This is a genomic window from Enterococcus sp. C65 (assembly GCF_040887165.1).
Taxonomy (GTDB): Bacteria; Bacillota; Bacilli; order Lactobacillales; family Enterococcaceae; genus Enterococcus_B; species Enterococcus_B hirae.
Genome location: NZ_JBFOFG010000007.1, coordinates 78,019 through 100,812, shown reverse-complemented (window position 1 = coordinate 100,812; position 22,794 = coordinate 78,019). Strand labels below are relative to the sequence as shown.

Sequence of the window (22,794 nt, the reverse complement as noted above, 5' to 3'; positions counted from 1 at the left end):
TCATAATGAAACCTGATTATTTTAGATAGCGCTTACCATTAGTATAATGAAAAAAGGCACAATATCAAATAAAGGATGAGTTTTTTGGATTTTTTACTTCAATCAGCCTTCGTTTATTTAAAGTAGAAGTTAGCTAAAAAATTTGACTTATACTAAAATAAGTAAAAAGATAGTCATGTGAGAGGAGTGAGTAGAATGGAAACTAGACTAAACGATTATCGCCGCTTACTAGCGATTGCTCAAGCTGGATTGCTTTATGGGAAAGACGTATTTGACAAAGAACGATATGAAGAGCTGCAAGAAATCTCGTTGAAGCTGCTGAGTGAAGTGGGATTGGAAACAAAGGAAGAATGGACAAGCCTAATAGAAGCTCATGAAGGATATCCAACACCAAAAGTTGACGTACGTGCATGGATCAAACAAGACGAGAAGATTCTATTGATCGAAGATACAAAAACACAAGAATGGTCATTACCAGGAGGATTTGCAGAAGTTGGTTTGTCTCCTAAAGAAAATATACGTAAAGAAGTCAAAGAAGAAACTGGGTTAGAGGTAGAAGTAGGTCAATTATTAGCGATATTTGATACGAATCTGCGCACAGACATCCCTCAAGCCTTTCAGTACTATAAAATTGTTTTTTCTTGCGCTATCTTGTCAGGTACGTTTGTGGCAAACCATGAAACTTCTAATATGAAATTCTTCCACTTAAATGATTTACCAAAACTCTCGCTGAAACGTACGACCAAAGAGCAACTATTGATTTTAGAAAAAGCTACCTTGCCTTATTGTGATTGATCAGGGAAGGTAGTTTTTTATTTTCAGTGATTTTTTGTTGCAAATGCAATAAAAAAGAGTAAAATCATACTAAAGCTAGGTAAGGGAGGGTTAAAATGGACGAAATCATTCGAGAGATTGGAGCAATTGCCCGTGCCTTGGACTCGATTAGTAACATTGAGTTTCAAGAAGTTGATTTGACAAGAGGACAATATCTGTATTTAGTACGAATCTGTGAACATCCTGGCATTATTCAAGAAAAGTTAGCTGAGATGATCAACGTTGACCGAACAACAACGGCACGTGCGGTGAAAAAATTGATAGCAAAAGACCTGATAAAAAGCATGCCAGATAAAAAAAATAAAAAGATAAAAAAACTTTACCCAACGGATCGTGGAAAAAAAGTCTATCCGTTTATCCTTCGAGAGCATCATTATTCCAATCAAGTAGCTGTCAAAGGGTTATCCCAGCAAGAAGTTTTGCAATTACACACACTTTTGCAAAAAGTTCGGAAAAATGTGAGTGAAGATTGGCATTATATAAAAAAAGGAAACAAAAGAATTTATTGAAAGGACTGGAGCGGTGAAAACAATCGAAATCGTAGGGATCAAAGAAACGGAAGTAGAAAAATTACAGGCAATTAGTATCGAGACCTATCAAGCTACCTTTGGTGAACACAACAGTGAAGAATTGATGACGACCTATTTGGATGAAGCTTATGCGCTCGATAAATTGAGGCGAGAACTACAAGAGGAACAGTCAGAATTTTATTGGGCAGTACTAGATGACCGGATTGCTGGCTATCTAAAATTAAATATAGGGCAAGCACAAACAGAAGCAATGGGAGAAGGATTTTTAGAGATCGAACGTATTTATGTCCGATCGCCATTTAAATCTAAAGGGATTGGATCTAGATTGATCGAATTTGCTGTGCAAAAAGCGCAAGAAAAACAAAAAGAGGCGATTTGGTTAGGGGTATGGGAACATAACTATCCTGCCTTAGCTTTTTATAAAAAACATGGATTCCAACATCATAGCCAACATATTTTTTATATGGGAGATGATGCTCAGACAGATTATCTATATGTCAAAAATTTACAGAAATAAAAGGAGTAGAAACATGGAAAAAATCATCGCGGAACAAAATTTTTGGGAAGTCTTTCCAGAAGCAACAATTGAAGTTTTGGTAGTCGAAGGTATCGATAATCATGTAGATAAAGCCAAAGAAGAACAATTCCATCAACTATTGAATGATGCAGCGAAAGAAGCAAGAGGATATTTGACAGAAGAAACATTCAGTCAAAATGAAGTCATTGCCCAATGGCGTCAAGCTTTTTCACGTTTTAAAACCAAAAAAGGAGCCCGTTCATCGATTGAAGCGTTATTAAAAAGAGCTAGCCAAGAACGTGAATTTTTCCCTATCAACCCATTAGTCGATATCTATAACAGTATTTCTCTAACATTTGGTGTGCCATGTGGAGGAGAAGATCAAGAAAAAATCAAAGGGGATCTTCATCTAGGAAAAGCTCATGGTGGTGAAAGTTTCTTACCTCTAGGAGCAGAAGCTGATGCACCAGCTTTACCAGAAGAAATCATTTATTACGATAACGAAGGAGCAATCTGTCGCAGTTTCAACTGGCGAGAAGCGCAACGGACAATGTTGACGGAAGACACGACTAAAGCCATTTTGGTTATTGAATCAGTCACAAAAGAGCAAGCATCACGTGGCGCAAAAGCAATGACAGAATTGAAAAAACGCGTGGAACAAACATTTGGCGTAGAAGGGAAAACATTTACGCTAACGAAGGAACATCCAGAAATGAACATTTGAAGTAGGAGCGAAACGTAGGAAGAAAAAGTAGCTCAACCAATAAGATCACATAGAAAAACGAGGGATTTTTCTATGTGATCTTGTTTTCTCTAACGAGTGTAGTTTTGAATGGTTTCGTTTCATTGTTGTGCCATCAAATCTTATCAAAACAAGACAAACTGACAAAGAATCGTCACAGTCTGTCAAATCTTGTCGGATTTTTCGATTCTTAAACCGAGAATTCTTTGATTATCCGCTTTCATGATATACTTAATGAAAAGGATCAACACCATCAAAGGAGGATCAGAGATGATCGGTAAAACCAGAGTCATGCTTTATGCAGAAAATGTTGAAGTGCTTAGTCAATTTTTTGTCGAAACTCTAGGCGCAACAGTTAGTGAAACGATTGAGTTACCAGAAGAATTTCAAAGTACGATCGTGCAACTTTCACCAGAATTTGAATTAGGGATTTTTCCAAAAGTTTTTGTCCAACGATTTTCGCCAGAAGTGTTAGATACGACTCCTTCGATCATTTTCTTTACGGATCAATTTGAGGAGATCTATCAAAAAATAGAGAATGCTGGTGAAATCATGGAGAACAATGGCGTAGAGACGTTCAACTTTTCTGATCCAGAAGGAAACTACTTTGTGATCGGTAAGTTGTAATGTTTGAAATCAGAAGAGGTCCTGGTGTTTGAAAAGGAGATGCACAGGACAAGGAATTTAAATAAATGAATAACAAATTTTTGAAGGAAAGGAGAGACTGTCATGAATCTAATCGCAAAAATGGAAGAATATTCACAGAGACGACGAGAAGAAAAAAGTGAAAAAATCCGTATGAAAAACTTGAAGACAGGGAAAAAGCCAACAAAAGGTTGGGGGAAAATGGTAGATACAGGATATGGCGGCTTGAATTCGTTGACTCATTCTAGTGAAATTAGTAAATATTTTTCGGCAGAAAGTGACATCAAGGGATTCATTGCTGAAGAACAAAAACGCATCGGAAAAGAGCAGCTAAAAAATAGCTAAAGCAAACCGATTTGGTACGCTATTTTGTTTGAAATGCTCCTTTTCTATTAAAAAAACTGTTAAATCAGTACATAACGATCAAAAAAACTTAAAGTTCGGATTTTGCTTAAAATCCGACTTTTTTGTTTACTTATGTTCTGATTTAGTATATGATTAAACACGTTGTTTTTAAATAATTCAAAATTTTGAGGGACTTTTTTATAAATGTTCGGTTTTAGGGGGATGAAAGATGAAGGAAAAACTACTTTCCTACTTCGAGATTGAAAAATTAGGTACCACCGTCAGAAGAGAAATACTTGCAGGCTTTACAACATTTATTTCAATGGCGTATATCTTATTTGTCAATCCAACAGTTTTAGGCGCATCAGGAATGGACGAAGGTGCGGTGTTTACGGCTACAGCATTAGCAAGTGCGATCGGCTGTATTTTAATGGGGGTCTTAGCACGTTACCCGATTGGTACTGCGCCAGCATTAGGGATTAATGCTTTTTTTGCTTACTCCGTTTGTTTGGGAATGGGGATTCCTTGGGAAACAGCTTTAGCAGGCGTGTTTGTTGCTTCTTTGATTTTTATTTTGATCACGATTTTCAAATTACGTGAAATGATCATTGATGCGATCCCAGCTGATTTGAAATATGCGATCTCAGGTGGGATTGGTTTATTTATTGCTTTCCTTGGCTTGAATGAAGGGGGAGTCATCGTTTCAAATGAATCTACATTAGTGGGGTTAGGTTCACTAAGCGTAGGTTCAACATGGTTGACGATTTTTGGCTTAGTTGTGACAGCGATCTTATTGATAAGACGTGTTCCAGGAGGTATTTTTATCGGGATGGTAGCTAGCACGATTCTTGGATTAGTGACTGGACTTATTCCTATGCCTTCTCAATTAGTTTCGGCTGCACCAAGTTTAAAGCCAACATTCTTAGTTGCATTGAAACATATCGGAGACATCAACTCACTACAAATGTGGGTAGTCGTATTAACCTTTTTATTAGTTACATTCTTTGATACAGCAGGCACGTTAGTCGGTTTAGCTAATCAAGCTGGTTTTATGAAAGATAACAAAATGCCTCGTGTTGGGAAAGCGTTGGCTTCTGATTCAACAGCTATGCTTGCAGGTTCTTTATTAGGAACTTCACCAGTTGGGGCTTTCGTTGAATCTTCTGCCGGAATCGCTGTTGGTGGTCGTTCTGGGATCACTGCAGTAACGACCGGGATCTTATTCCTATTCGGTTTATTCTTTTCACCGTTGCTATCAGTAGTGACTTCACAAGTAACAGCACCAGCACTGATCATTGTCGGTGTATTGATGGCACAATCGTTGCGTCAAATCGAATGGGGCAAGTTAGAGATCGCCATTCCAGCTTTCTTGATCTTGATCGGCATGCCGTTAACTTACAGTATTTCTGATGGGATCGCATTAGGATTTATTTTCTATCCAATTACTATGATCGCAGCAAAACGCGGAAAAGAAGTATCACCGATTATGTATCTGTTATTCTTTGTCTTTATTGGCTTCATGTGGATACTGAACATTAGTTAACTTGATTTAGTTGATTAATTTTTATGATGTGTGACAAGTAAAAAAACCTTGGCAAATGGAGATCTCGCTATTGTTAGCGAGAAAACAAATGCCAGGGTTCTTTTTTGGAAAAAATTGTTATCGGTAACAACTGAAAGTAAAAGACGATAGCATCAAGGTTTAGGCGTGGTGAAAGAAATAAGGAGAATAATGGCTATTTACTCTCGTTTTTGAAAGCGTTACAATTTTTGCGAGGGATCAATAATCTTTAACCAATGGAGGAAAGTATGGAGAAAAAATGGTGGCATCAATCAGTTGTCTATCAAGTATATCCTCGTAGTTTTCAAGATACGAATGGGGATGGAGTCGGGGATTTACAAGGAGTGATCGCTCGATTGGATTATCTGCATTATTTAGGGATCGATACGATATGGTTATCTCCCGTATATGAATCTCCTAACGACGATAATGGTTACGATATCAGTGATTATCAAGCAATCATGGCCGAATTTGGCACGATGGCTGATATGGAGGAACTGATTGCAGAAGCAAAGAAACGTGAAATAAAAATCATTATGGATCTCGTCGTCAACCACACATCAGATGAACATGCTTGGTTTATCGAAGCTCGTCAAAGTAAGGAAAATCCGTATCGGGATTATTACATTTGGCGTGACCCAATCAATGGAAATGAGCCTAATCAATTACGGTCGATATTCAGTGGTTCTGCTTGGCAGTTTGATGAAACAACTAGTCAGTATTATTTACATCTTTATAGTAAAAAGCAACCAGATTTAAACTGGGAAAATCCCCACTTACGTCAAGAAATCTATCAGATGATGAACTTTTGGATCGACAAGGGAATCGGTGGTTTCCGAATGGACGTGATCGATACGATTGGGAAGTTACCTGATCAAGAAATAACAAGTAATGGTCCCAAACTTCATGACTATTTACAAGAGATGAATCAAGCTACTTTTGGAAACAAAGATCTGATGACAGTGGGCGAAACTTGGGGAGCAACCACGGACATTGCCAAGCTTTATTCTGATCCCAAGAGAAATGAACTATCGATGATCTTTCAATTTGAACATGTCGGTTTGGATCAGCAGGCAGGAAAAGACAAATGGGATTTAAAACCATTAAGTATTCCTGAGTTGAAACAGGTATTATCAAAATGGCAAACTTCTTTAGGGAATGAAGGATGGAACAGTCTATTTTGGAATAACCATGATTTGCCAAGGATCATCTCACGTTGGGGGAATGATCAAGATTATCGAGAAGAAAGTGGCAAAATGTTTGCGATTTTGCTTCATATGATGAAAGGGACACCTTATATTTATCAAGGAGAAGAAATCGGGATGACAAACTACCCGATCAAGGATATTTCTGAAGCGCAAGATATTGAAACGATCAACATGTATCACGAACGGTTAACTTTAGGATTTACTCCGGAAGAAATCTTGTGTTCGATCAATGCAAAAGGGCGTGACAATGCGCGTACACCGATGCAATGGGATAATAGTGAACATGCTGGATTTACCACAGGAACTCCTTGGCTACACGTCAATCCAAACTACCAAACGATCAATGTGAAAACAGCCTTAGCAAAGAAAGATTCTATTTTTTATACGTATAAGCAATTGATCGAGTTACGGAAAAACAATGAACTCATCGTCTGGGGAGATTATCAGTTGGTAACAGATACGCCCGATGACGTATTTGCCTATTATCGGACGTTGAATAATGAACAATGGTTAGTCGTTTGCAATATGTCTGAAAAAAATCAGCCATACACATTGACTGATCAAGCGATGACACTGGTCATTTCAAACTATCCACAAAAACAGATACCAACTGGCAAACTGAATTTACGTCCTTATGAAGCTTTTGTTTTGAAGACGGGCAAATAAATGACTTGTCCGAACACCTCAAAAAAGAGTATGATAAAAGAAATTTAGACAAGTGTGAGGACCATGATGAAAGTATTGTTTGATTTGATTCCAAAAAAACAAGAGGAGATGGTACTTTTTCAAGTTCATGAAAAGGTACCATTTTTAACTTCGATTGCTGATATTTTAGAGAAATACAAAGTGGAAACTATTTTAGTGAGAGACTATAAAAAAGAAAGAGATGTCTATTTAGATTTATTCTCGATTTTTTATATCGAATATCTTGATCGCAAATGTTTTTTTTATACGGAAAATGAAGTGTATGAGCGAAGATTGACACTAGCTCAGTTAATGAAAGAACTCCCAGAACCATTTATCCAAATATCGAAAACGACTATTTTAAATATCTATATGGTTAAAGAAATCAATTCGTCGCTTTTAAATGGAAATCTCTATGTCACATTACAAAATACAGAAGAGTTACTCGTTAGCCGTTATTTTTCCAAAGCATTAAAAGAAAAAATTGATCAGACTTTTCGCAACAAGTGACAAGAAAAATGCAAGAAATGACAATCAAACTAGCTTCAAGAAGGAAACCTTGTAGAATAAATGTACCTGATAGCTGGTAAGATGAAAAGGAGAGCCCGATGAAATTGATACAACGTATGATGAGAAGTATTGGTATTGGAAGCTTTGCTTTCTTGCTGTTCAAATTAGTTTCACAAATCCATGAGATCACGAGAAATGAGATTCTTTTTGTCTTCTTTCTCTCGGCTTTTATTGGCGTAGTATCGCTGATCGAGCGAATTGAGAAGCTTAATTATCTTCAGATTATACTGCTACATTTTATTAGTACGTATGCCTTTAGTTATTTCTTGTTGGTGCTGTTAAATGGAAGAGTTTCTGTTCATCTTGAGAGGTACACGCTAACTTTTGTGAGTATCTATTTCATTGTGTGGCTTTGTTTGATCATCAGGAACTTTTTACGAGCCCGATTGTTAAATAAACGAATCCAAATAATCAATACACGGCATTCAGGAATTTCAGGAAAGAAAGAAGAATAAAACGTGGAACATCTACAAAATTATCTCATTGTGTTAGTATTGATTCTCTTTTTTTTACAGAGATTACTTAAAGAAAGAGCAATCAAAGACACGATGAAAAGTGAAATCATCATTGTATTAGTTGGACTTTATTTAATCATAAGCAACTGGCAAGAAATCATTAAGACTAACCATACACTTATTCTTATTGTTTTGTCTGTTTTGCTGGGATTCATCTTTGGCGTGTTACGTGCCCAAACTGTAAAAATCTATCAAAGACAAAGTGACCAGCAATGGGTAAAAAAGGGAACTTGGCTGACCGTTCTTGTATTTATCATAGGGGTCATCATCAATCGTGTCAGCGTATTGCCTTTTGGTGAAAGCGTACCTGCAGTTGCTGAAACTTTGCATATCGGTGTCTCATTATTAGGTGCCAAAGTAGTTTATCTGAAAAAAGTATAAACCAATCAGTCGCATTTTTTTCTTATTCGGCGGTACCTAGTGACAATTTTTTGCCGTATCTGTTCTCTACTTATCTTATTTCAAATTTTTGGTGCAGCTCATTGTTTGAAGGTGCTTGAATCTTGTTTCTGCGTTTTTATATCCCCTAAAACAGATTATATTATTCTTTCTAGGAATTTTACATGCTCTTGTTTTCCCTTGTTACTACAGCCTTTTTTGACAAATAACAAAAATCATACTATGATATGTTACGCGGATATTAGGGGGAGAAAACATGGGAAAACCGATTGAACAAGCGTTAAATGATTGTCTGTTTTTTAGTGTGAAAAAATTAGATCGCCTGTTGAATAAAATGGCAGATGAAGCATTTAAGAAAACGGGTTTGACACCGACATATGGGTTTATTTTATTGATTTTAAAAGAAAAAGATGGATTACCACAAAAGGATATTGCCCAATTACTTTGTTCTGCACCTTCAACGATTGCTCGTTTTGTCGAAAAATTGGAATACAAAGGCTATATCAAAACAGTCAGTGATGGACGCTTGTCATTAGTTTATCTGACGGATCAAGGACGGGAATTTGTAAAAGAAATCGATAGTAGTTGGGAAGAACTACATCATGCATATCAAGAGATTCTAGGATCTGTAGAAAGTGAATATTTATCTAAAGCAATCAATTCAGCCACTGAAAAACTACAAAAAAAATAAATTTTTTTAATCTCGTTAGTTGTATGCGCAACTAATTATGTGTTTTAATAAACGAAGAGAACTGAATGGAGGAATCACCATGGCAAATTTTAACGAAACAATCACTTTTCCTTCTGGTGTGACATTACCTAACCGTTTGATGATGGCACCTATGACCACCCAATTAAGTTTTTATAATGGTGTGATTACGGAAGATGAGATCACGTATTACCAAGAACGTTCGAAGGGACTAGGCGCAGTTATTACAGGGGCTGCGAATGTGCAAGATATAGGAAAAGGCTGGCCCGGTGAACTTAGCATAGCGCATGATGAAATGATACCTAGGCTCAGTGACTTGGCAAAGGCAATCAAAGAAAATGGGGCAAAAGCGATCGTACAAATCTTCCATGGCGGACGTATGACGAGTCGAGCAACGTTATCAGGCGAACAAACTGTTTCGGCTAGCGCAATCCCTGCAGAACGACCTAATGCGGAAACACCACGTGCCTTATCAGAAGACGAAATCTTAGAAACGATCAAGGCTTTTGGTGAAGCGACTAGAAGAGCAATCGAAGCTGGATTTGATGGTGTAGAATTACACGGTGCTAATACGTATTTGATCCAACAATTCTTTTCGCCACATTCTAATCGTCGTGAAGATCAATGGGGCGGAAGCTTAGAAAATCGCTATCGCTTTATTGATGAAGCAGTGAAAAGTGTGTTTCAAGCTGTCGAAACATACGCAACAAAGCCTTTTATCGTAGGTTATCGCTTTTCACCAGAAGAATTTGAAACGCCTGGTATCCGTTTTGAAGATACCATATGGTTAATGGAAAAATTACGTGAAACAAAATTGGATTACCTTCATGTTTCATTAAGTACGTATGATCGTGTTGCTCGTTCTGAGCAATACAATGAGCAATCGATGCTTCACTATCTCCATGAAACATTGCAAGGAAAAATACCATTAGTGGGTGTAGGGAATGTCCGTAACCGCCAAGATGTTGAAGCGGTTTTATCTGATGCAGAGCTTGTCGCAGTTGGACAGCAACTATTAGTTGATCCCGAATGGGCGGTCAAATTAATGGAAAATCGCGATACAGAACTTGTGACCAAACCATTTGCAAAAGCATATCAAGAACTCTATTTACCTAATCCATTGTATAATTTTTTACAGATCCGTTATCAATCAAATACTAATAGATAAGTGAAGATCTATTAGTAAAGAAAGAAGAGAGAACAATGAAAGTATTGATCGTCTTAACGAATGTGGAAAGATATAAAGGAACCGACCGTCCAACAGGGCTGTGGCTGAGTGAGCTGACTCATTTTTATGATGCTTTAGTCAAAAATAATATCTCAGCTGATTTTGTCAGTCCTAAAGGTGGGTATGTTCCTTTGGAGCCGAAGAGTCTGGAAGCGATGGATGAAATCGATTGGAACTATTATCAGGACGAAGATTTCCGTAACCGAGCGTTAGGAAGCACCTTGAGTCCAGCTGAAGTCGACCCAAACGAGTATCGTGCGATTTATTATACCGGTGGACACGGAACCATGTGGGACTTTCCTGAAGCAACGGATCTAGGAAAAATTGCTTCATCGATCTATCAGAATGACGGAATCGTTTCAGCTGTTTGTCATGGTGTAGTCGGATTACTTCCTGTAGTTGACGTTTCTGGTCAACCGATTTTAGCGGGAAAAACGGTCACTGGTTTTAGTAACGAAGAAGAAACAGCGAATGGAACAACGGACAAAGTACCTTTTCTAACAGAAGATGCCTTGAAAGAAAAAGGAGCAAACTATCAAGCAGGACCAGCTTTTACAGCGGTCGTACATGCAGATGGACAGTTGTTGACCGGACAGAATCCTCAATCTGCGCATCAATTAGGAATCAAAGTCGTTGAATTTTTGAAGAAGTAAGTTGTTAAGGGAAAAAGTTAAGCGAAAAACGAAAATAAACAGTTCCGACGTAGGCCTTCTTATTACAGCATTATAGTAAGTCTGCCAAAAAACAATCCAATTTAACAATAGAAGAAAACTTTATAAAGTAGAGGGTGGAATCTGAAACGTCCTCCAAAATTTAGATTTTTTAGTCTAACTGTTTGGAGTCGCTTCAGATTTTGCCCTCTATTTCTATAAAAAATAAAAAGAATGTACAACGTAAGTCTAAAAATTGATTTTTTTATGGAGTATGAGAGGTAAAAAAACATGGTAAAATAAAAGCGGATACATAGAAAGTAACTAAGGAAGAAAGGAATGATGAAATGAAATTGCTAGAAAAAGAAACGTTCTATTATAAGTGTAATTATCATCTGATTGAACCGATCAATTGTGCTTTTTTTACTGAGGAAAAGGATCGAGGATACGAAAGTCATCGTGAAGCAGTACTTGCCTTTCTCACATATACTAATAGGGCATGGTGTATCTGGACACCAAAATTTGTGCCTGGGCTAACTCAAAAATTAGCCGAAGTACCAGAAGTTGAGATCACACTAACCCCAGAAGTCGAGGCAAAAATAGAAGCTGGTGTAGATGCCCAAATAAAAGCAGATATACAAGGAAAGATCAAATATCTTCAAGCAGTCGGGCGAAAAGTAAACCTCAAAAAGCTACAAATGGAGTATGAAGAACGCAAACAAGAGCGTTACCAAATGATAAAAGAGCTTAGAAAAGAGCGTGAAGCATTATTGATTATGTTTCCTCAACTGTATGAAAAAACAGCCGAAGTAGCGCTCACTTATATGGGAGAAACCTCGTTTGATACTTATGACGGCTTTCCCATACGGGTCAATCCCGAAATGATGAAAGCTGATGAAATCAGTTCTACAACTTTTTTTGCCAAGGGTGGGGAATACCAAATTGCTTTTTGTAGTTATCTCCAGACCCATCGAACAATCGAAGATTTCCAACGAGTCAATCAATTACTTTTCCCAGATCGAAGTGAGTTAGTCATTTATCAATGGAATACTGATTTTACCAATTATTATAATGAACCCAGAAGAGATGATGGAGCGTATCTATGGTCGATCTATGACAAAAAAAGGAAACGATTTACAGTGATTGATATTGCCCTAATTATTCCATAGGTGGTAAAAAGTGTTTAAGAAAGGAGTTAAGGGAAAAACTTCCTAGCTATTTGGTGTTCAATTCTTTCTCTTTTTATGAAAAAGTAGGTTTATGGTAGTTGTCTTACTTCAGTCGGCTTCATGATAAAATAAAGTGAGGCGTAGCTAAGTAGAGGAGAGTGGAAAAATGGAATTGCTAGAAAAAGAAACGTTCTATTATGAATGTAATGAATATCTAATTGAGCCGGTCAATTGTGCTTTTTTTACTGAGGAAAAGGATCGAGGATACGAAAGTCATCGTGAAGCAGTACTGGCATTTCTTACATATGCTAATCGGGCATGGTGTATCTGGACACCAAAATTTGTGACTGGATTAACTCAAAAATTTGCCGAAGTGCCCAAAGTTGAGATCACGCTAACCCCAGAAGTCGAGGCAAGAATAGAAGCTGATGTAGATGCCCAAATAAAAGCAGATATACAAGGAAAGATCAAATATCTTCAAGCCGTCGGACGAAAATTAGATCTCAAAAAGCTACAAATAGATCATGAAGAACGCAAACAAGAGCGTTACCAAATGATAAAAGAGCTTAGAAAAGAGCGTGAAGCATTATTGACCAGGTTTCCACAACTCTACGAACGAACTGAAGAAGTAACGCTTACTTATATGGAAGAAACCTCGTTTGATACTTATGACGGCTTTCCTATAAGGGTCAATCCCCAAATGATGAAAGCTGATGAAATCAGTTCCACCACTTTTTTTGCCAAGGGTGGGGAATACCAAATCGCTTTTTGTAGTTATCTCCAGACCCATCGGACCATTGAAGATTTCCGACGAGTCAATCAACTTCTGTTTCCTGATCGAAGTGAGTTAGTCATTTATCAATGGCATACTGATTTTACCAATTATTATAATGAAGGTAGAAGAGATGATGGAGCGTATCTATGGTCGATCTATGATAAAAAGCAAAAACGATTTACGGTCATTGATATTGAATTGTTTATCCCGTAGATGATAAAAATGTTTAAAAAGGAGAGTCAAGGGTAGAACTTCCTTGGCTCTCTTTTCTTTAAGGGGAAATCAACAAAATCAAGTACATATTGTAGTTCGATTACTCCATACTACACTATTATTCATAGATCAAAGTATTTGTTTCTTCTTTATATCTTTTTAGATCCGGAAAAGCAGTGACGATATAATAATGCCGTTTTTTTCGAATTTTTTGATTGGTTTTTTGAATGATCACCTTGGCATAAGTAATCGAGTTATAAGGCTTATACCTATTATCGTCTATTTTATAAACTCCTCGCCCAAGGGACCAAGCTTTAAAAGAATCATATTCGATTCGATTCTTGGTTGAATCAAAAGAGCATTCTCCTAATGGAACTTTGATCTTTCCATCTAAATAACGTTGATTCGCGGTATAGATCCCTGAATTGATCGCAATTAGTGTTTGGAAAATATCATAAAAGCTTGAGGCATGTTTTAATCTCTTACTTCCTTCAAGTCGCTGTTGTAACTCACTTTCAGTCTTGTCAACATGTCGTGCAATTGTGTGGCCTTTTCCGCCGTTTGCAAAAAGTTCATCATAGACTAGATCGACAGGCGTATACCAACTAAATCCTTCATCGTCATCTTTATTGTTGGGGTCTTTCTCTTTCAGTTCTTTGATTCGCTCTTTCAGTAGCGCCATACTAGCTGCTGTCCAGGTAGCTCCTAGCGCCCCTTTGATCAAGACGTCCTTGGTCTTACCGTCAATGATATCTCCGGTCTCTTCATCAAGCACGCCACGCCGACCATCAATGGTGAGGGCATCATCATATGGAATAGCATCGGCACTGTAAGAAATCTCAATGGCGTCCCAGTAGTAAGTAGGAACGGCTTGCTTCGTTTCTGCATAAATAAAGTTGCCTGCTTGATCTAACACCACGGCTTGTCCGTATAAGGAAGCAATCATCCCTGATGGATCAAAATCAATCCCATTATTATTCGGAGCGAGTGCCTCCGTTAAACGATTGGTGATTTGTGCTTTGCGTGTCGTATATTCTTTTGCCATTGCTTGTGCGGTTTCAACTGCTACTGCTGTTGAAGGCACATCAATTGCACCTAATGTATAGGTGGTTGTTTGTTGCACATAGCCAAGTAAGCCATCAAGAGTAGTAATTTGTTCTAAGGCTTGCGTCATAGAGATAGGTAGTTCTTTTGTATATAAAAAGGCTTGTGAGGCACCATTAGCAATATAGAATTTACCAACGATCTCTAAGATTGCTTGATCACTCGCTCTGGAAGGTTCCGCTAGTTCAATACTTTCTAGTACAAAAAATTGGTCGTCTGCATAAGTGTGTTTCGCTACAGATGCATCGCGTCCAAGAATGCAAGCTTGTCCTTGTTCAGACCATAGAAGGTTGTAACTGATGCGCCTACGATACATCGAAGCGTCACTACTTATGGAAAAGCGATAAGCACCATGATCATTTGTGCCGGTGAGGTATTCACGCATTACCGCATGGCTGGTGACGTCCTGCGCATAGCGGGCTTGTAGATTTTGTGAAAAATTATACGTGCTTGTTGTGGAATTCATCCCAGAAAGTGCGAAATCTGTGAGATCTTGTTGCACATTGGAGGTAGAGCCTAATGATTCACGAAGCCCTTTACTGGTTTGAATAAGATCGTTTGTCATCACACCTAAATAGGAACCTAATTGGTAACTGCTATATGCGATACTAGCACCTAGCATGACGGGAATGATGAATGGGGCGGCAGCAGTTTCCAGAAAACTTGCGCCTAAAGTTGCTCCACCAGATAAGGCAGAAGCATATTCTGACAAAGATAAATGGTTAAAGATATTTAAAGGTGAGTCAATTGCTTGTTTTTCTGATGCAAGAGTTGAAGGAATTGGCTGTACCAAGGGAGGCATTTCTTCTTGCAAGACAGCTTGTGGTTCGACCGTGGTTTCTTGAGAATAGACACTCAGTGGGGACGAGAAAAAGGGCAAAAGCAACAACAAGGACATTAGTATAGATCTTTTTTTCATAATTAAACTCCTTTTGATTATTTTTTCACTAACCCAACAAACTTTAATGTTCTCCTTTCTGTGTATTCGCTTACATAAAAATTGTAAATGAGATAACTAATTAAATCAAAAATCATGTTATTAAAATAACGTTTATTTTTTTACTTTAAAATAAAAAAGTTTAGAAAATTTTACATAATAGTATCTATTTTTTTAAAAAGTGCTAAAAAATAGAAGATTGAATAAAAATCAGTCAATTTTAAATAACTGATTATATCTATTTATCAATTGGCTTACTTATGACCTTTATTTTTTCACGGCTGTTCTTATGATCGAAGATTTGCTTCGTTTTTGAGTACATTTTTTGAAACATTAACGGTTACATGATACTCTTCAAATAGGCTATTGGAAAAGAGGGAAATGGATGAGGATCGTGATCATTGGTGGTTCTTTTGCGGGGATCTATGCAGCAATTTCTTTGCGAAAAAGTTGTCCTGACAGTGAAATCATACTTTTGGAAAAACAAGACAAGATTGGGTTTATACCGAGTGGACTCAATTTACTGTTAAAAAAGCAACTCACAAGTAAAGAGCAACTTTATTGGTTGACTAAGGAAGAATTGCAAGCGCTATACGCAATTGATGTTCAAGTACGCACGGAAGTCGTTTCACTTGAAATAGCCACGAAGACTGTGTTTATCCAAAATGGGCGACAGCTTACTTTTGATACATTGGTGATTGCAACGGGTTCGAGTCAGCAATTCAAAAATGGAAACAAAAGTACGCAGATCCGCTCTGTTAAAGATATCCACTTAAAAGAATCTTTGGAACAAAGTCTTGCGAAGGCACAAAAAATTGCTGTGATTGGTGCGGGACAAGTAGGACTAGAAATAGCAGAAGGGTTATATCATCAGCAAAAAGAAATCCATCTCTATGAAAGTCGACCAACATTGTTGTTCCGTTATTTCGATCCCGAAATGGTTGAACCGTTAACACATGAGTTATTACAACGGAATATCCAATTGTTTTTGAATGAACAAGTGCAAACGCTCGAAGAAAACGAGCAAGTGGTCGTAGTGACGGATCAAAAAACAGAAAGCTATGATTTAGTTCTGCTAGCGAATCACACGCGTCCAGACCATCATCTCTGGCAAGATCAGTTGAAGCTAAATGAAGATGGTACGATTTGGGTCGATGAGTATTTGCAAACGTCAGCGAAGGATATTTATGCAATCGGTGATGCGATCCAAGTGACGTTCCAACCGACTCAAGAAAAAATGTATGTCTCTTTGGTCAATAATGCACTACGTACGGCACAAGTGGTCAGTCAAACGATTAGTGGCAAACGTACGAAAGATCCGGGAACCTACCGAGCAATTGGAAATCATTGGTTTGGTTATTTTCTGGGAAGTGTCGGGCTAACGGAAGAAGAAAGTATTTTTTATCCGCAGACTGTCCGTAAAACATATTTGCTTGCCCGCTTAGCTGCGACCAATAGTGAAACGGCGAAAATCAAAGTGATGTGCAATGAAAAGGGACAATTACTTGGTGCGCAGTTGCGAAGTCGTGGAGAGATATTCGATTTATTGGATCGATTCACTCTCGCTATTGAGGAAGGCTGGACGTTAGAGAAATTATTCGAACGGGAGTTATTCTTCCAGCCAGAATATCGGTTGCCGCTTCAATTGATAAAGGTGGTTGATACGCTCGATGAAGATTGAACAATTACTAGAGAAAAAAGAGCAGTTGCAAGTGTTGATTCTTAGGGAAATGGTGTTGCATGGTGGAACTGTAGGCACGAATCAATTAAGGGAACAAGTCAATCTTTCTAAAACATCATTTGATCAATATATAGCAGAAATCCCAATGATCGGTAGGATGATGGGGAAGAAAGTAGCAATCAAAAGAAATGAATTTCAAGTCACATTAGAGTTGGCTGAAGATGTCAGCTTAGAAAAAATCATTCTATTCTTAGTTCAACAAAGCTTGAAATTTAATCTGCTTGTTTATTTATTAGAACATCACCAAGCATCGATCGTTCGTCTAGCGACAGCTTTTAATATCAGCGAATCTTCTGTCTTTCGTAAGATCAAAGAATTGAATCAGTTACTGCAAGAATTTTCTCTACAAATCAAAAATGGCCAACTCTATGGCGAGGAATTGCAAGTTCGTTATTTCTACTATGTGTTATTCCAATTTATCTCTGAATCACAACGTCCCCTTTTCTTACAACAGACGCCTGATAAAGCGCCACTTATTTTAGGATTGGAGCGAGCCTTAGAAACGACATTCTCTCAAGAGTCAGCTAGTAAAATCGCCTGCTGGCTAGGGATCACTCGTAAACGGCTATTGAGTGAAAAAACGACGTTTGCTACATTGAAAGAAAAGAAAATACTTTACCAAAAGGATCGTTTGTATCAAGCACTTGATCCGGTCATTTCACTTTATTTAAGTCGGACAGCTGCTGAGATCAGTGGCTATGAGCCTTTGATGTTTTACAGTTTTTTTGTCTCGTTTGCGGTGTTATCAGAAGAACATTTTTATCAATATGATTTAACCCGAAGCAAAAAATTACCAACAGCTGTATTAGATACGTACATTAGAGAAACGATGTTGTGGCACTATCGTCCACGAAAGTTGAAGATCAAGGAAGAAAAAGCAGTCGGTTATCAATTAGCTCAAATCGATAATGAGTTTTATTTTTTTCGAGGAGTCATGATGATCTATGAGCCAGAACATCTCTTGCAACAACAGAAAAAGATGTTAGGCCGCTCCCTTAGTCAATTACTCGAACGATTGAAAGAAACAACGCTGACACAACTACCTGCTAAACAAGGTGAAGAAGCTGCTTTAAGTTATCTCATGATTCAGTATGCCAATATTCTTATGATGATCGATTTTTATATTGCGAAATCGGTCACTATCGGAATCGATATTGAAACATTACCGATTTATCGAGTGGCATTTCAACAATTTTTGTTAAGAGAGTTAAAAGGAATCAGTGGGATTGAGATTGAAAATCGACGACCAGGGAAAAAGTATGATTTAGTGATCACATTTAATCAAGAAGATCCTCATCAAAATTATTATTATTTATCAGAGTTTGCTTCAAGCTATGATATCGCAAGGTTAAAGCAAAAAATCGAAGAAGAAAAAAAAGCAAAAAATTAAAAACTGTCAAAAAAACAGAAAATAAATGTTTTTTTGGCAGTTTCTAAAAAATGAATCGGTGTAAGATAAAGATAAATTTAGAAAGCGTTTGCAGATAATGGAGGAGATCAGAATGACAGAATCAACATACATCATGGCGATTGACCAAGGAACGACAAGTTCACGAGCAATTATTTATGACAAAAAAGGTAGACATATCGGGAGTTCACAAAAAGAATTCACGCAATATTTTCCTAAGGAGAGCTGGGTGGAACATGATGCGAATGAAATCTGGAACTCCGTACAGTCGGTCATTGCAGGGGCATTCATTGAATCTGGGATCAAACCGAATCAAATCGCAGGCATCGGAATCACCAACCAACGTGAAACGACGGTGATCTGGGAAAAAGATACTGGACGTCCGATTTATCATGCTGTGGTATGGCAATCTCGTCAATCCGCATCAATCGCTGATAATTTGAAAAAGGAAGGCTACCAAGACTTTTTCCATAAAAAAACAGGTTTAGTAATTGATGCCTATTTTTCTGCTACAAAAATACGTTGGATTCTTGACCATGTAGAGGGAGCGCAAGAACGTGCTGAAAAAGGCGAATTGCTTTTTGGTACGATCGATTCATGGCTGGTATGGAAATTAACAGACGGTCAAGCACATGTGACGGATTATTCCAATGCAAGTCGGACGATGTTGTTTAATATTCACGATCTTGATTGGGATCAGGAAATCCTTGATCTCTTGAACATTCCTCGAGCAATGCTGCCAAAACCGACTTCTAATTCGGAAATTTATGGTTATACACAAGGGTATCATTTCTATGGAAGTGAAGTGCCGATTTCTGGAATGGCTGGTGACCAGCAAGCTGCTTTGTTTGGACAAATGGCTTTTGAACCTGGAATGGTCAAAAATACGTATGGTACAGGATCATTTATCGTCATGAATACTGGGGAAGAACCCCAACTATCCAAGAACAATCTATTAACGACGATTGGTTATGGAATCAATGGCAAGGTTTACTATGCACTGGAAGGGAGCATTTTCGTAGCAGGTTCTTCCATCCAATGGTTGCGAGATGGGTTGCAAATGTTACAAAAAGCAAGTGATTCCGAAGAAGCAGCAAAACGTTCTACAAGTGAGGATGAAGTCTATGTCGTGCCAGCATTTGTTGGGTTAGGGGCACCTTATTGGGATCAAGCTGCGAGAGGTTCGATGTTTGGGTTGACACGTGGAACGACCAAAGAAGATATTATCAAAGCAACCTTACAATCGATTGCATACCAAGTAAGAGATATCATTGATACGATGCAAGAAGACACAGGGATCAAAATACCAGTCTTGAAGGTCGACGGTGGAGCAGCGAATAATGAATATTTGATGCAATTTCAGACAGATATTTTAAATATTCCGATCCAACGAGCAGAAAATCTGGAAACTACGGCATTAGGTGCGGCATTTCTAGCTGGTTTAGCGGTTGGTTTTTGGAAAGATACAGATGAAATCAGAGAATTTTATGAAGCGGGCAAGATGTTTGAAGTAGAGATGCCTGAAGAGCGTAGAGAAAAATTATATGGCGGTTGGAAAAAAGCGGTAGTAGCAACACAAGCATTTGAGTAAAGGGAGGGAATGTCATGTTTTCAAGAGGAACAAGACAAGAAAGTATTGAAAAAATGCAACACGAAAAGTTGGATCTGCTGATTATTGGTGGTGGTATCACAGGGGCTGGTGTGGCGCTTCAAGCCGCAGCATCAGGAATCAAAACGGGGCTAATCGAAATGCAAGACTTTGCAGAAGGTACTTCTTCACGCTCCACAAAATTAGTACACGGAGGGATTCGTTATCTTAAAACTTTTGACGTCGAAGTTGTAGCAGATACTGTAGGCGAACGAGCGGTGGTCCAAGGTATTGCGCCACACATTCCAAAACCTGATCCAATGTTACTACCGATCTATGAAGATGAGGGGGCAACGACGTTTAATATGTTTTCAGTCAAAGTGGCAATGGATCTCTACGATAAATTGGCAAATGTGACTGGAACAAAATATGAAAACTATACGTTGACGCCAGAAGAAGTGTTAGAACGAGAACCATTTTTGAAAAAAGAAGGGTTAAAGGGCGCTGGTGTTTATTTAGACTTTCGGAACAATGATTCACGTTTAGTGATCGATAACATCAAAAAAGCAGCAGAAGATGGTGCTTATCTAGTAAGTAAAATGAAAGCGATTGGCTTTTTATATGAAGGAGATCAAATCGTGGGTGTCAAAGCACGTGATCTGCTAACGGATCAAGTCGTGGAAATCCACGCAAAAATAGTGATCAATACAAGTGGTCCATGGGTCGATAAAATCCGTAACTTGAATTTCAAACGTGCGGTATCACCTAAGATGCGACCAACCAAAGGTGTTCATCTAGTCGTAGATGCTAAAAAACTGCCTGTTCCACAACCAACATATTTTGACACGGGCAAACAAGATGGTCGAATGGTTTTTGCCATTCCACGAGAAAATAAAACGTATTTTGGAACGACAGATACGGACTATCAAGGAGACTATACGGAACCAAAAGTAACGCAAGAAGATGTGGACTATTTATTAGATGTCATCAATCATCGTTACCCAGATGCAAACATCACCCTCGCAGATATCGAATCAAGTTGGGCAGGGTTACGCCCATTATTGATCGGTAATTCTGGTTCTGACTATAACGGTGGTGACAACGGCTCTATTTCAGATAAAAGCTTTAGCAAAGTCGTTGATACAGTTACTGAATATAAAGAAAACAAGGCTTCTCGGTTAGAAGTAGAGGATGTATTGAATCATTTAGAAAACAGCCGTGATGAAAAAGCCCCTTCTTCGATTTCTCGAGGCAGCTCATTAGAACGTGAATCGGATGGTTTGGTGACACTATCAGGTGGGAAGATCACAGACTACCGTAAGATGGCAGAGGGGGCACTAAAATTAATCCGCCAGTTATTGAAAGATGACTACCGGATGTCAGTAAAAGAAATCGATTCGAAACATTATCCCGTTTCCGGAGGAGATTTTGATCCAACGAAACTAGAAGAAACTGTGGAAGAATTGACAAAAATCGGAGTTGAATCTGGTTTAGCAGAAGCTGATGCAAAATACATTGCAGATTTTTATGGAACCAATGCGAAAAAGATTTTTGCTTTGGCAAAAGAAATGACACCGTATGAAGGACTAAGTTTAGCTGAATCTGCTCGTTTACGTTATGGGTTAGAAGAAGAAATGGTATTAGCACCAGGCGACTACTTGATTCGCCGCACGAATCACTTGTTGTTTGAACGTGATCAACTTGATGCAATCAAACAACCGATTATTGATGCCATTGCGTCTTACTTCGCTTGGTCAGCAGAAGAGAAGAAGCGTCAAGAAGCTCATTTAGAAGAATTGATCGCAGAGTCGGATCTACGTGAATTGAAGGGGGAAAAATAGATGAGTGCAGAAATGACGCAGATCATGGGAGAATTTATTGGTACGATGATTTTAGTTTTACTTGGTGATGGGGTATGTGCTGCGGTTAACTTGAACAAGAGTAAAGCCCAAGCTTCTGGTTGGATCGTGATTGCTTTTGGTTGGGGACTAGCCGTTACAATGGCTGTCTATATTTCCGGATTTATGGGACCTGCTCATTTGAATCCAGCCGTATCTTTAGCGATGGCGATGACCGGTGCAATTGGCTGGAACCTAGTGATTCCGTTTATTATTGCGCAAATGTTAGGTGCGATCGTCGGTGCTGTTTTAGTTTGGTTGACGTATTTACCACATTGGAGTGTGACGAAAGACCAAGGCGCAATTTTAGGTACATTTGCGACAGGTCCTGCCATTCGAAATTATCCAGCGAACTTTATCACCGAGTTGATCGGTACTTTCGTTTTAGTACTAGGATTATTAGCGTTTGGGCAAAACTCATTTGCCGATGGTACAAATGTCTTTGCTGTCGGAGGTTTGATCTTAGCAATCGGTCTTTCCCTAGGTGGACCAACTGGCTATGCGATCAACCCAGCTCGTGACTTAGGTCCACGTCTGACCCATGCGATTCTACCAATTGCAAACAAAGGAAACTCAGACTGGGGCTATTCATGGATACCAGTAGTAGCGCCAATGGTCGGAGCTGTCGTGGCTGTGGGAATGTATATGTTGATGGTATAAAAAGGCGGTAAAGTGTGTTATTCCTTAATAAATAATATAGAAAACGGTAAAATAGGTCTTCTATTTTACCGTTTTTTAGCACTTGACAAAGAGCAGCGCTTTAAAAAATGGGTTATTGAAGATCGCAAAATCAACGGGGGGCTTTGCTGACAAACAGAAAATTT

General features: G+C 38.4%; 22 protein-coding genes. 21 read left to right on the top strand and 1 reads right to left on the bottom strand.

All coding sequences use genetic code 11. The features are described 5' to 3' along the window. The first annotated feature begins 195 nt into the window (after positions 1-195). From AB3I12_RS09490 to AB3I12_RS09415, 16 genes are all read left to right on the top strand, one after another. The gene (locus AB3I12_RS09490; RefSeq protein WP_010720982.1) at positions 196-795 is read left to right on the top strand and encodes an NUDIX hydrolase N-terminal domain-containing protein; all 600 of its coding nucleotides are present in this window, start codon (positions 196-198) and stop codon (positions 793-795) included. 95 nt (positions 796-890) lie between these two features. Further along, positions 891-1,343: a MarR family winged helix-turn-helix transcriptional regulator gene (locus AB3I12_RS09485; protein ID WP_010737013.1), complete on the top strand. Its 453-nt coding sequence runs from the start codon at positions 891-893 to the stop codon at positions 1,341-1,343. A 13-nt stretch (positions 1,344-1,356) separates the two neighbouring features. Continuing rightward, positions 1,357-1,881 (top strand): GNAT family N-acetyltransferase, encoded by a 525-nt coding sequence (locus tag AB3I12_RS09480; protein WP_034700466.1) that lies wholly within the window; start codon positions 1,357-1,359, stop codon positions 1,879-1,881. A gap of 13 nt (positions 1,882-1,894) precedes the next feature. Further along, on the top strand, positions 1,895-2,605 hold the full coding sequence (locus tag AB3I12_RS09475) for a B3/4 domain-containing protein (RefSeq protein WP_010737015.1): 711 nt from the start codon (positions 1,895-1,897) through the stop codon (positions 2,603-2,605). Positions 2,606-2,893: 288 nt separating this feature from the next. Continuing rightward, positions 2,894-3,250 carry a VOC family protein gene (locus tag AB3I12_RS09470; protein WP_063627602.1) on the top strand — a complete coding sequence of 119 codons (357 nt, stop codon included), beginning with the start codon at positions 2,894-2,896 and terminating at the stop codon, positions 3,248-3,250. A 102-nt stretch (positions 3,251-3,352) separates the two neighbouring features. Then, the gene (locus tag AB3I12_RS09465; RefSeq protein ID WP_010720977.1) at positions 3,353-3,613 is read left to right on the top strand and encodes a hypothetical protein; all 261 of its coding nucleotides are present in this window, start codon (positions 3,353-3,355) and stop codon (positions 3,611-3,613) included. A gap of 229 nt (positions 3,614-3,842) precedes the next feature. Beyond that, on the top strand, positions 3,843-5,156 hold the full coding sequence (locus AB3I12_RS09460; RefSeq protein ID WP_010737017.1) for an NCS2 family permease: 1,314 nt from the start codon (positions 3,843-3,845) through the stop codon (positions 5,154-5,156). 266 nt (positions 5,157-5,422) lie between these two features. Further along, a complete protein-coding gene (locus tag AB3I12_RS09455; RefSeq protein ID WP_063627600.1) occupies positions 5,423-7,048 on the top strand; it encodes an alpha-glucosidase in 1,626 nt (541 codons plus the stop codon). 63 nt (positions 7,049-7,111) lie between these two features. Next, positions 7,112-7,576 (top strand): LytTR family DNA-binding domain-containing protein, encoded by a 465-nt coding sequence (locus tag AB3I12_RS09450; RefSeq protein ID WP_014834434.1) that lies wholly within the window; start codon positions 7,112-7,114, stop codon positions 7,574-7,576. A gap of 98 nt (positions 7,577-7,674) precedes the next feature. Beyond that, positions 7,675-8,091 carry a DUF3021 family protein gene (locus AB3I12_RS09445; RefSeq protein ID WP_063627599.1) on the top strand — a complete coding sequence of 139 codons (417 nt, stop codon included), beginning with the start codon at positions 7,675-7,677 and terminating at the stop codon, positions 8,089-8,091. Positions 8,092-8,094: 3 nt separating this feature from the next. Then, entirely contained in the window at positions 8,095-8,532 is a 438-nt protein-coding gene (locus tag AB3I12_RS09440; protein ID WP_063627598.1) for a hypothetical protein, read from the top strand. A 274-nt stretch (positions 8,533-8,806) separates the two neighbouring features. Beyond that, positions 8,807-9,241, top strand: coding sequence for a MarR family winged helix-turn-helix transcriptional regulator (locus tag AB3I12_RS09435; RefSeq protein ID WP_063627597.1), 435 nt, complete (start codon positions 8,807-8,809; stop codon positions 9,239-9,241). A gap of 79 nt (positions 9,242-9,320) precedes the next feature. Then, the gene (locus AB3I12_RS09430) at positions 9,321-10,427 is read left to right on the top strand and encodes an NADH-dependent flavin oxidoreductase (protein ID WP_063627596.1); all 1,107 of its coding nucleotides are present in this window, start codon (positions 9,321-9,323) and stop codon (positions 10,425-10,427) included. A 35-nt stretch (positions 10,428-10,462) separates the two neighbouring features. Then, positions 10,463-11,140, top strand: coding sequence for a type 1 glutamine amidotransferase domain-containing protein (locus tag AB3I12_RS09425; protein ID WP_063627595.1), 678 nt, complete (start codon positions 10,463-10,465; stop codon positions 11,138-11,140). 344 nt (positions 11,141-11,484) lie between these two features. After that, positions 11,485-12,306, top strand: coding sequence for a hypothetical protein (locus AB3I12_RS09420; RefSeq protein WP_063627594.1), 822 nt, complete (start codon positions 11,485-11,487; stop codon positions 12,304-12,306). Between the two features lie 166 nt (positions 12,307-12,472). Then, complete coding sequence (locus AB3I12_RS09415) at positions 12,473-13,294, top strand: hypothetical protein (protein WP_063627593.1); 822 nt, start codon at positions 12,473-12,475, stop codon at positions 13,292-13,294. Positions 13,295-13,412: 118 nt separating this feature from the next. Here the strand turns inward: AB3I12_RS09415 and AB3I12_RS09410 are convergent, their stop codons facing one another. Further along, positions 13,413-15,317 carry an RNase A-like domain-containing protein gene (locus AB3I12_RS09410; RefSeq protein WP_231105519.1) on the bottom strand — a complete coding sequence of 635 codons (1,905 nt, stop codon included), beginning with the start codon at positions 15,315-15,317 and terminating at the stop codon, positions 13,413-13,415. 403 nt (positions 15,318-15,720) lie between these two features. On the opposite strand from AB3I12_RS09410, the gene AB3I12_RS09405 reads away from it, so the two are divergent. From AB3I12_RS09405 to AB3I12_RS09385, 5 genes are all read left to right on the top strand, one after another. Next, positions 15,721-17,016, top strand: a complete 1,296-nt coding sequence (locus AB3I12_RS09405; protein ID WP_063627592.1) for an FAD-dependent oxidoreductase — start codon at positions 15,721-15,723, stop codon at positions 17,014-17,016. Beyond that, complete coding sequence (locus AB3I12_RS09400) at positions 17,006-18,466, top strand: helix-turn-helix domain-containing protein (RefSeq protein WP_053766217.1); 1,461 nt, start codon at positions 17,006-17,008, stop codon at positions 18,464-18,466. Before AB3I12_RS09405 ends, AB3I12_RS09400 begins: the two co-directional genes overlap by 11 nt. A 112-nt stretch (positions 18,467-18,578) precedes the next feature. Next, positions 18,579-20,075: a glycerol kinase GlpK gene (glpK, locus tag AB3I12_RS09395; RefSeq protein WP_010720962.1), complete on the top strand. Its 1,497-nt coding sequence runs from the start codon at positions 18,579-18,581 to the stop codon at positions 20,073-20,075. Between the two features lie 14 nt (positions 20,076-20,089). Beyond that, entirely contained in the window at positions 20,090-21,913 is a 1,824-nt protein-coding gene (gene glpO / locus AB3I12_RS09390) for a type 1 glycerol-3-phosphate oxidase (protein ID WP_010720961.1), read from the top strand. After that, positions 21,914-22,630: an MIP/aquaporin family protein gene (locus AB3I12_RS09385; RefSeq protein ID WP_010720960.1), complete on the top strand. Its 717-nt coding sequence runs from the start codon at positions 21,914-21,916 to the stop codon at positions 22,628-22,630. Positions 22,631-22,794 lie beyond the last annotated feature (164 nt).

Excerpts from the sequence above, each read along its gene's own strand:
- AB3I12_RS09490 (WP_010720982.1), top strand. The coding sequence starts at position 196 with ATGGAAACTAGACTAAACGATTATCGCCGCTTACTAGCGATTGCTCAA.
- AB3I12_RS09485 (WP_010737013.1), top strand. The coding sequence starts at position 891 with ATGGACGAAATCATTCGAGAGATTGGAGCAATTGCCCGTGCCTTGGAC.
- AB3I12_RS09475 (WP_010737015.1), top strand. The coding sequence starts at position 1,895 with ATGGAAAAAATCATCGCGGAACAAAATTTTTGGGAAGTCTTTCCAGAA.
- AB3I12_RS09470 (WP_063627602.1), top strand. The coding sequence starts at position 2,894 with ATGATCGGTAAAACCAGAGTCATGCTTTATGCAGAAAATGTTGAAGTG.
- AB3I12_RS09465 (WP_010720977.1), top strand. The coding sequence starts at position 3,353 with ATGAATCTAATCGCAAAAATGGAAGAATATTCACAGAGACGACGAGAA.
- AB3I12_RS09460 (WP_010737017.1), top strand. The coding sequence starts at position 3,843 with ATGAAGGAAAAACTACTTTCCTACTTCGAGATTGAAAAATTAGGTACC.
- AB3I12_RS09455 (WP_063627600.1), top strand. The coding sequence starts at position 5,423 with ATGGAGAAAAAATGGTGGCATCAATCAGTTGTCTATCAAGTATATCCT.
- AB3I12_RS09450 (WP_014834434.1), top strand. The coding sequence starts at position 7,112 with ATGATGAAAGTATTGTTTGATTTGATTCCAAAAAAACAAGAGGAGATG.
- AB3I12_RS09445 (WP_063627599.1), top strand. The coding sequence starts at position 7,675 with ATGAAATTGATACAACGTATGATGAGAAGTATTGGTATTGGAAGCTTT.
- AB3I12_RS09435 (WP_063627597.1), top strand. The coding sequence starts at position 8,807 with ATGGGAAAACCGATTGAACAAGCGTTAAATGATTGTCTGTTTTTTAGT.
- AB3I12_RS09430 (WP_063627596.1), top strand. The coding sequence starts at position 9,321 with ATGGCAAATTTTAACGAAACAATCACTTTTCCTTCTGGTGTGACATTA.
- AB3I12_RS09425 (WP_063627595.1), top strand. The coding sequence starts at position 10,463 with ATGAAAGTATTGATCGTCTTAACGAATGTGGAAAGATATAAAGGAACC.
- AB3I12_RS09420 (WP_063627594.1), top strand. The coding sequence starts at position 11,485 with ATGAAATTGCTAGAAAAAGAAACGTTCTATTATAAGTGTAATTATCAT.
- AB3I12_RS09415 (WP_063627593.1), top strand. The coding sequence starts at position 12,473 with ATGGAATTGCTAGAAAAAGAAACGTTCTATTATGAATGTAATGAATAT.
- AB3I12_RS09410 (WP_231105519.1), bottom strand. The coding sequence starts at position 15,317 with ATGAAAAAAAGATCTATACTAATGTCCTTGTTGTTGCTTTTGCCCTTT.
- AB3I12_RS09405 (WP_063627592.1), top strand. The coding sequence starts at position 15,721 with ATGAGGATCGTGATCATTGGTGGTTCTTTTGCGGGGATCTATGCAGCA.
- AB3I12_RS09400 (WP_053766217.1), top strand. The coding sequence starts at position 17,006 with ATGAAGATTGAACAATTACTAGAGAAAAAAGAGCAGTTGCAAGTGTTG.
- glpK (WP_010720962.1), top strand. The coding sequence starts at position 18,579 with ATGACAGAATCAACATACATCATGGCGATTGACCAAGGAACGACAAGT.
- glpO (WP_010720961.1), top strand. The coding sequence starts at position 20,090 with ATGTTTTCAAGAGGAACAAGACAAGAAAGTATTGAAAAAATGCAACAC.
- AB3I12_RS09385 (WP_010720960.1), top strand. The coding sequence starts at position 21,914 with ATGAGTGCAGAAATGACGCAGATCATGGGAGAATTTATTGGTACGATG.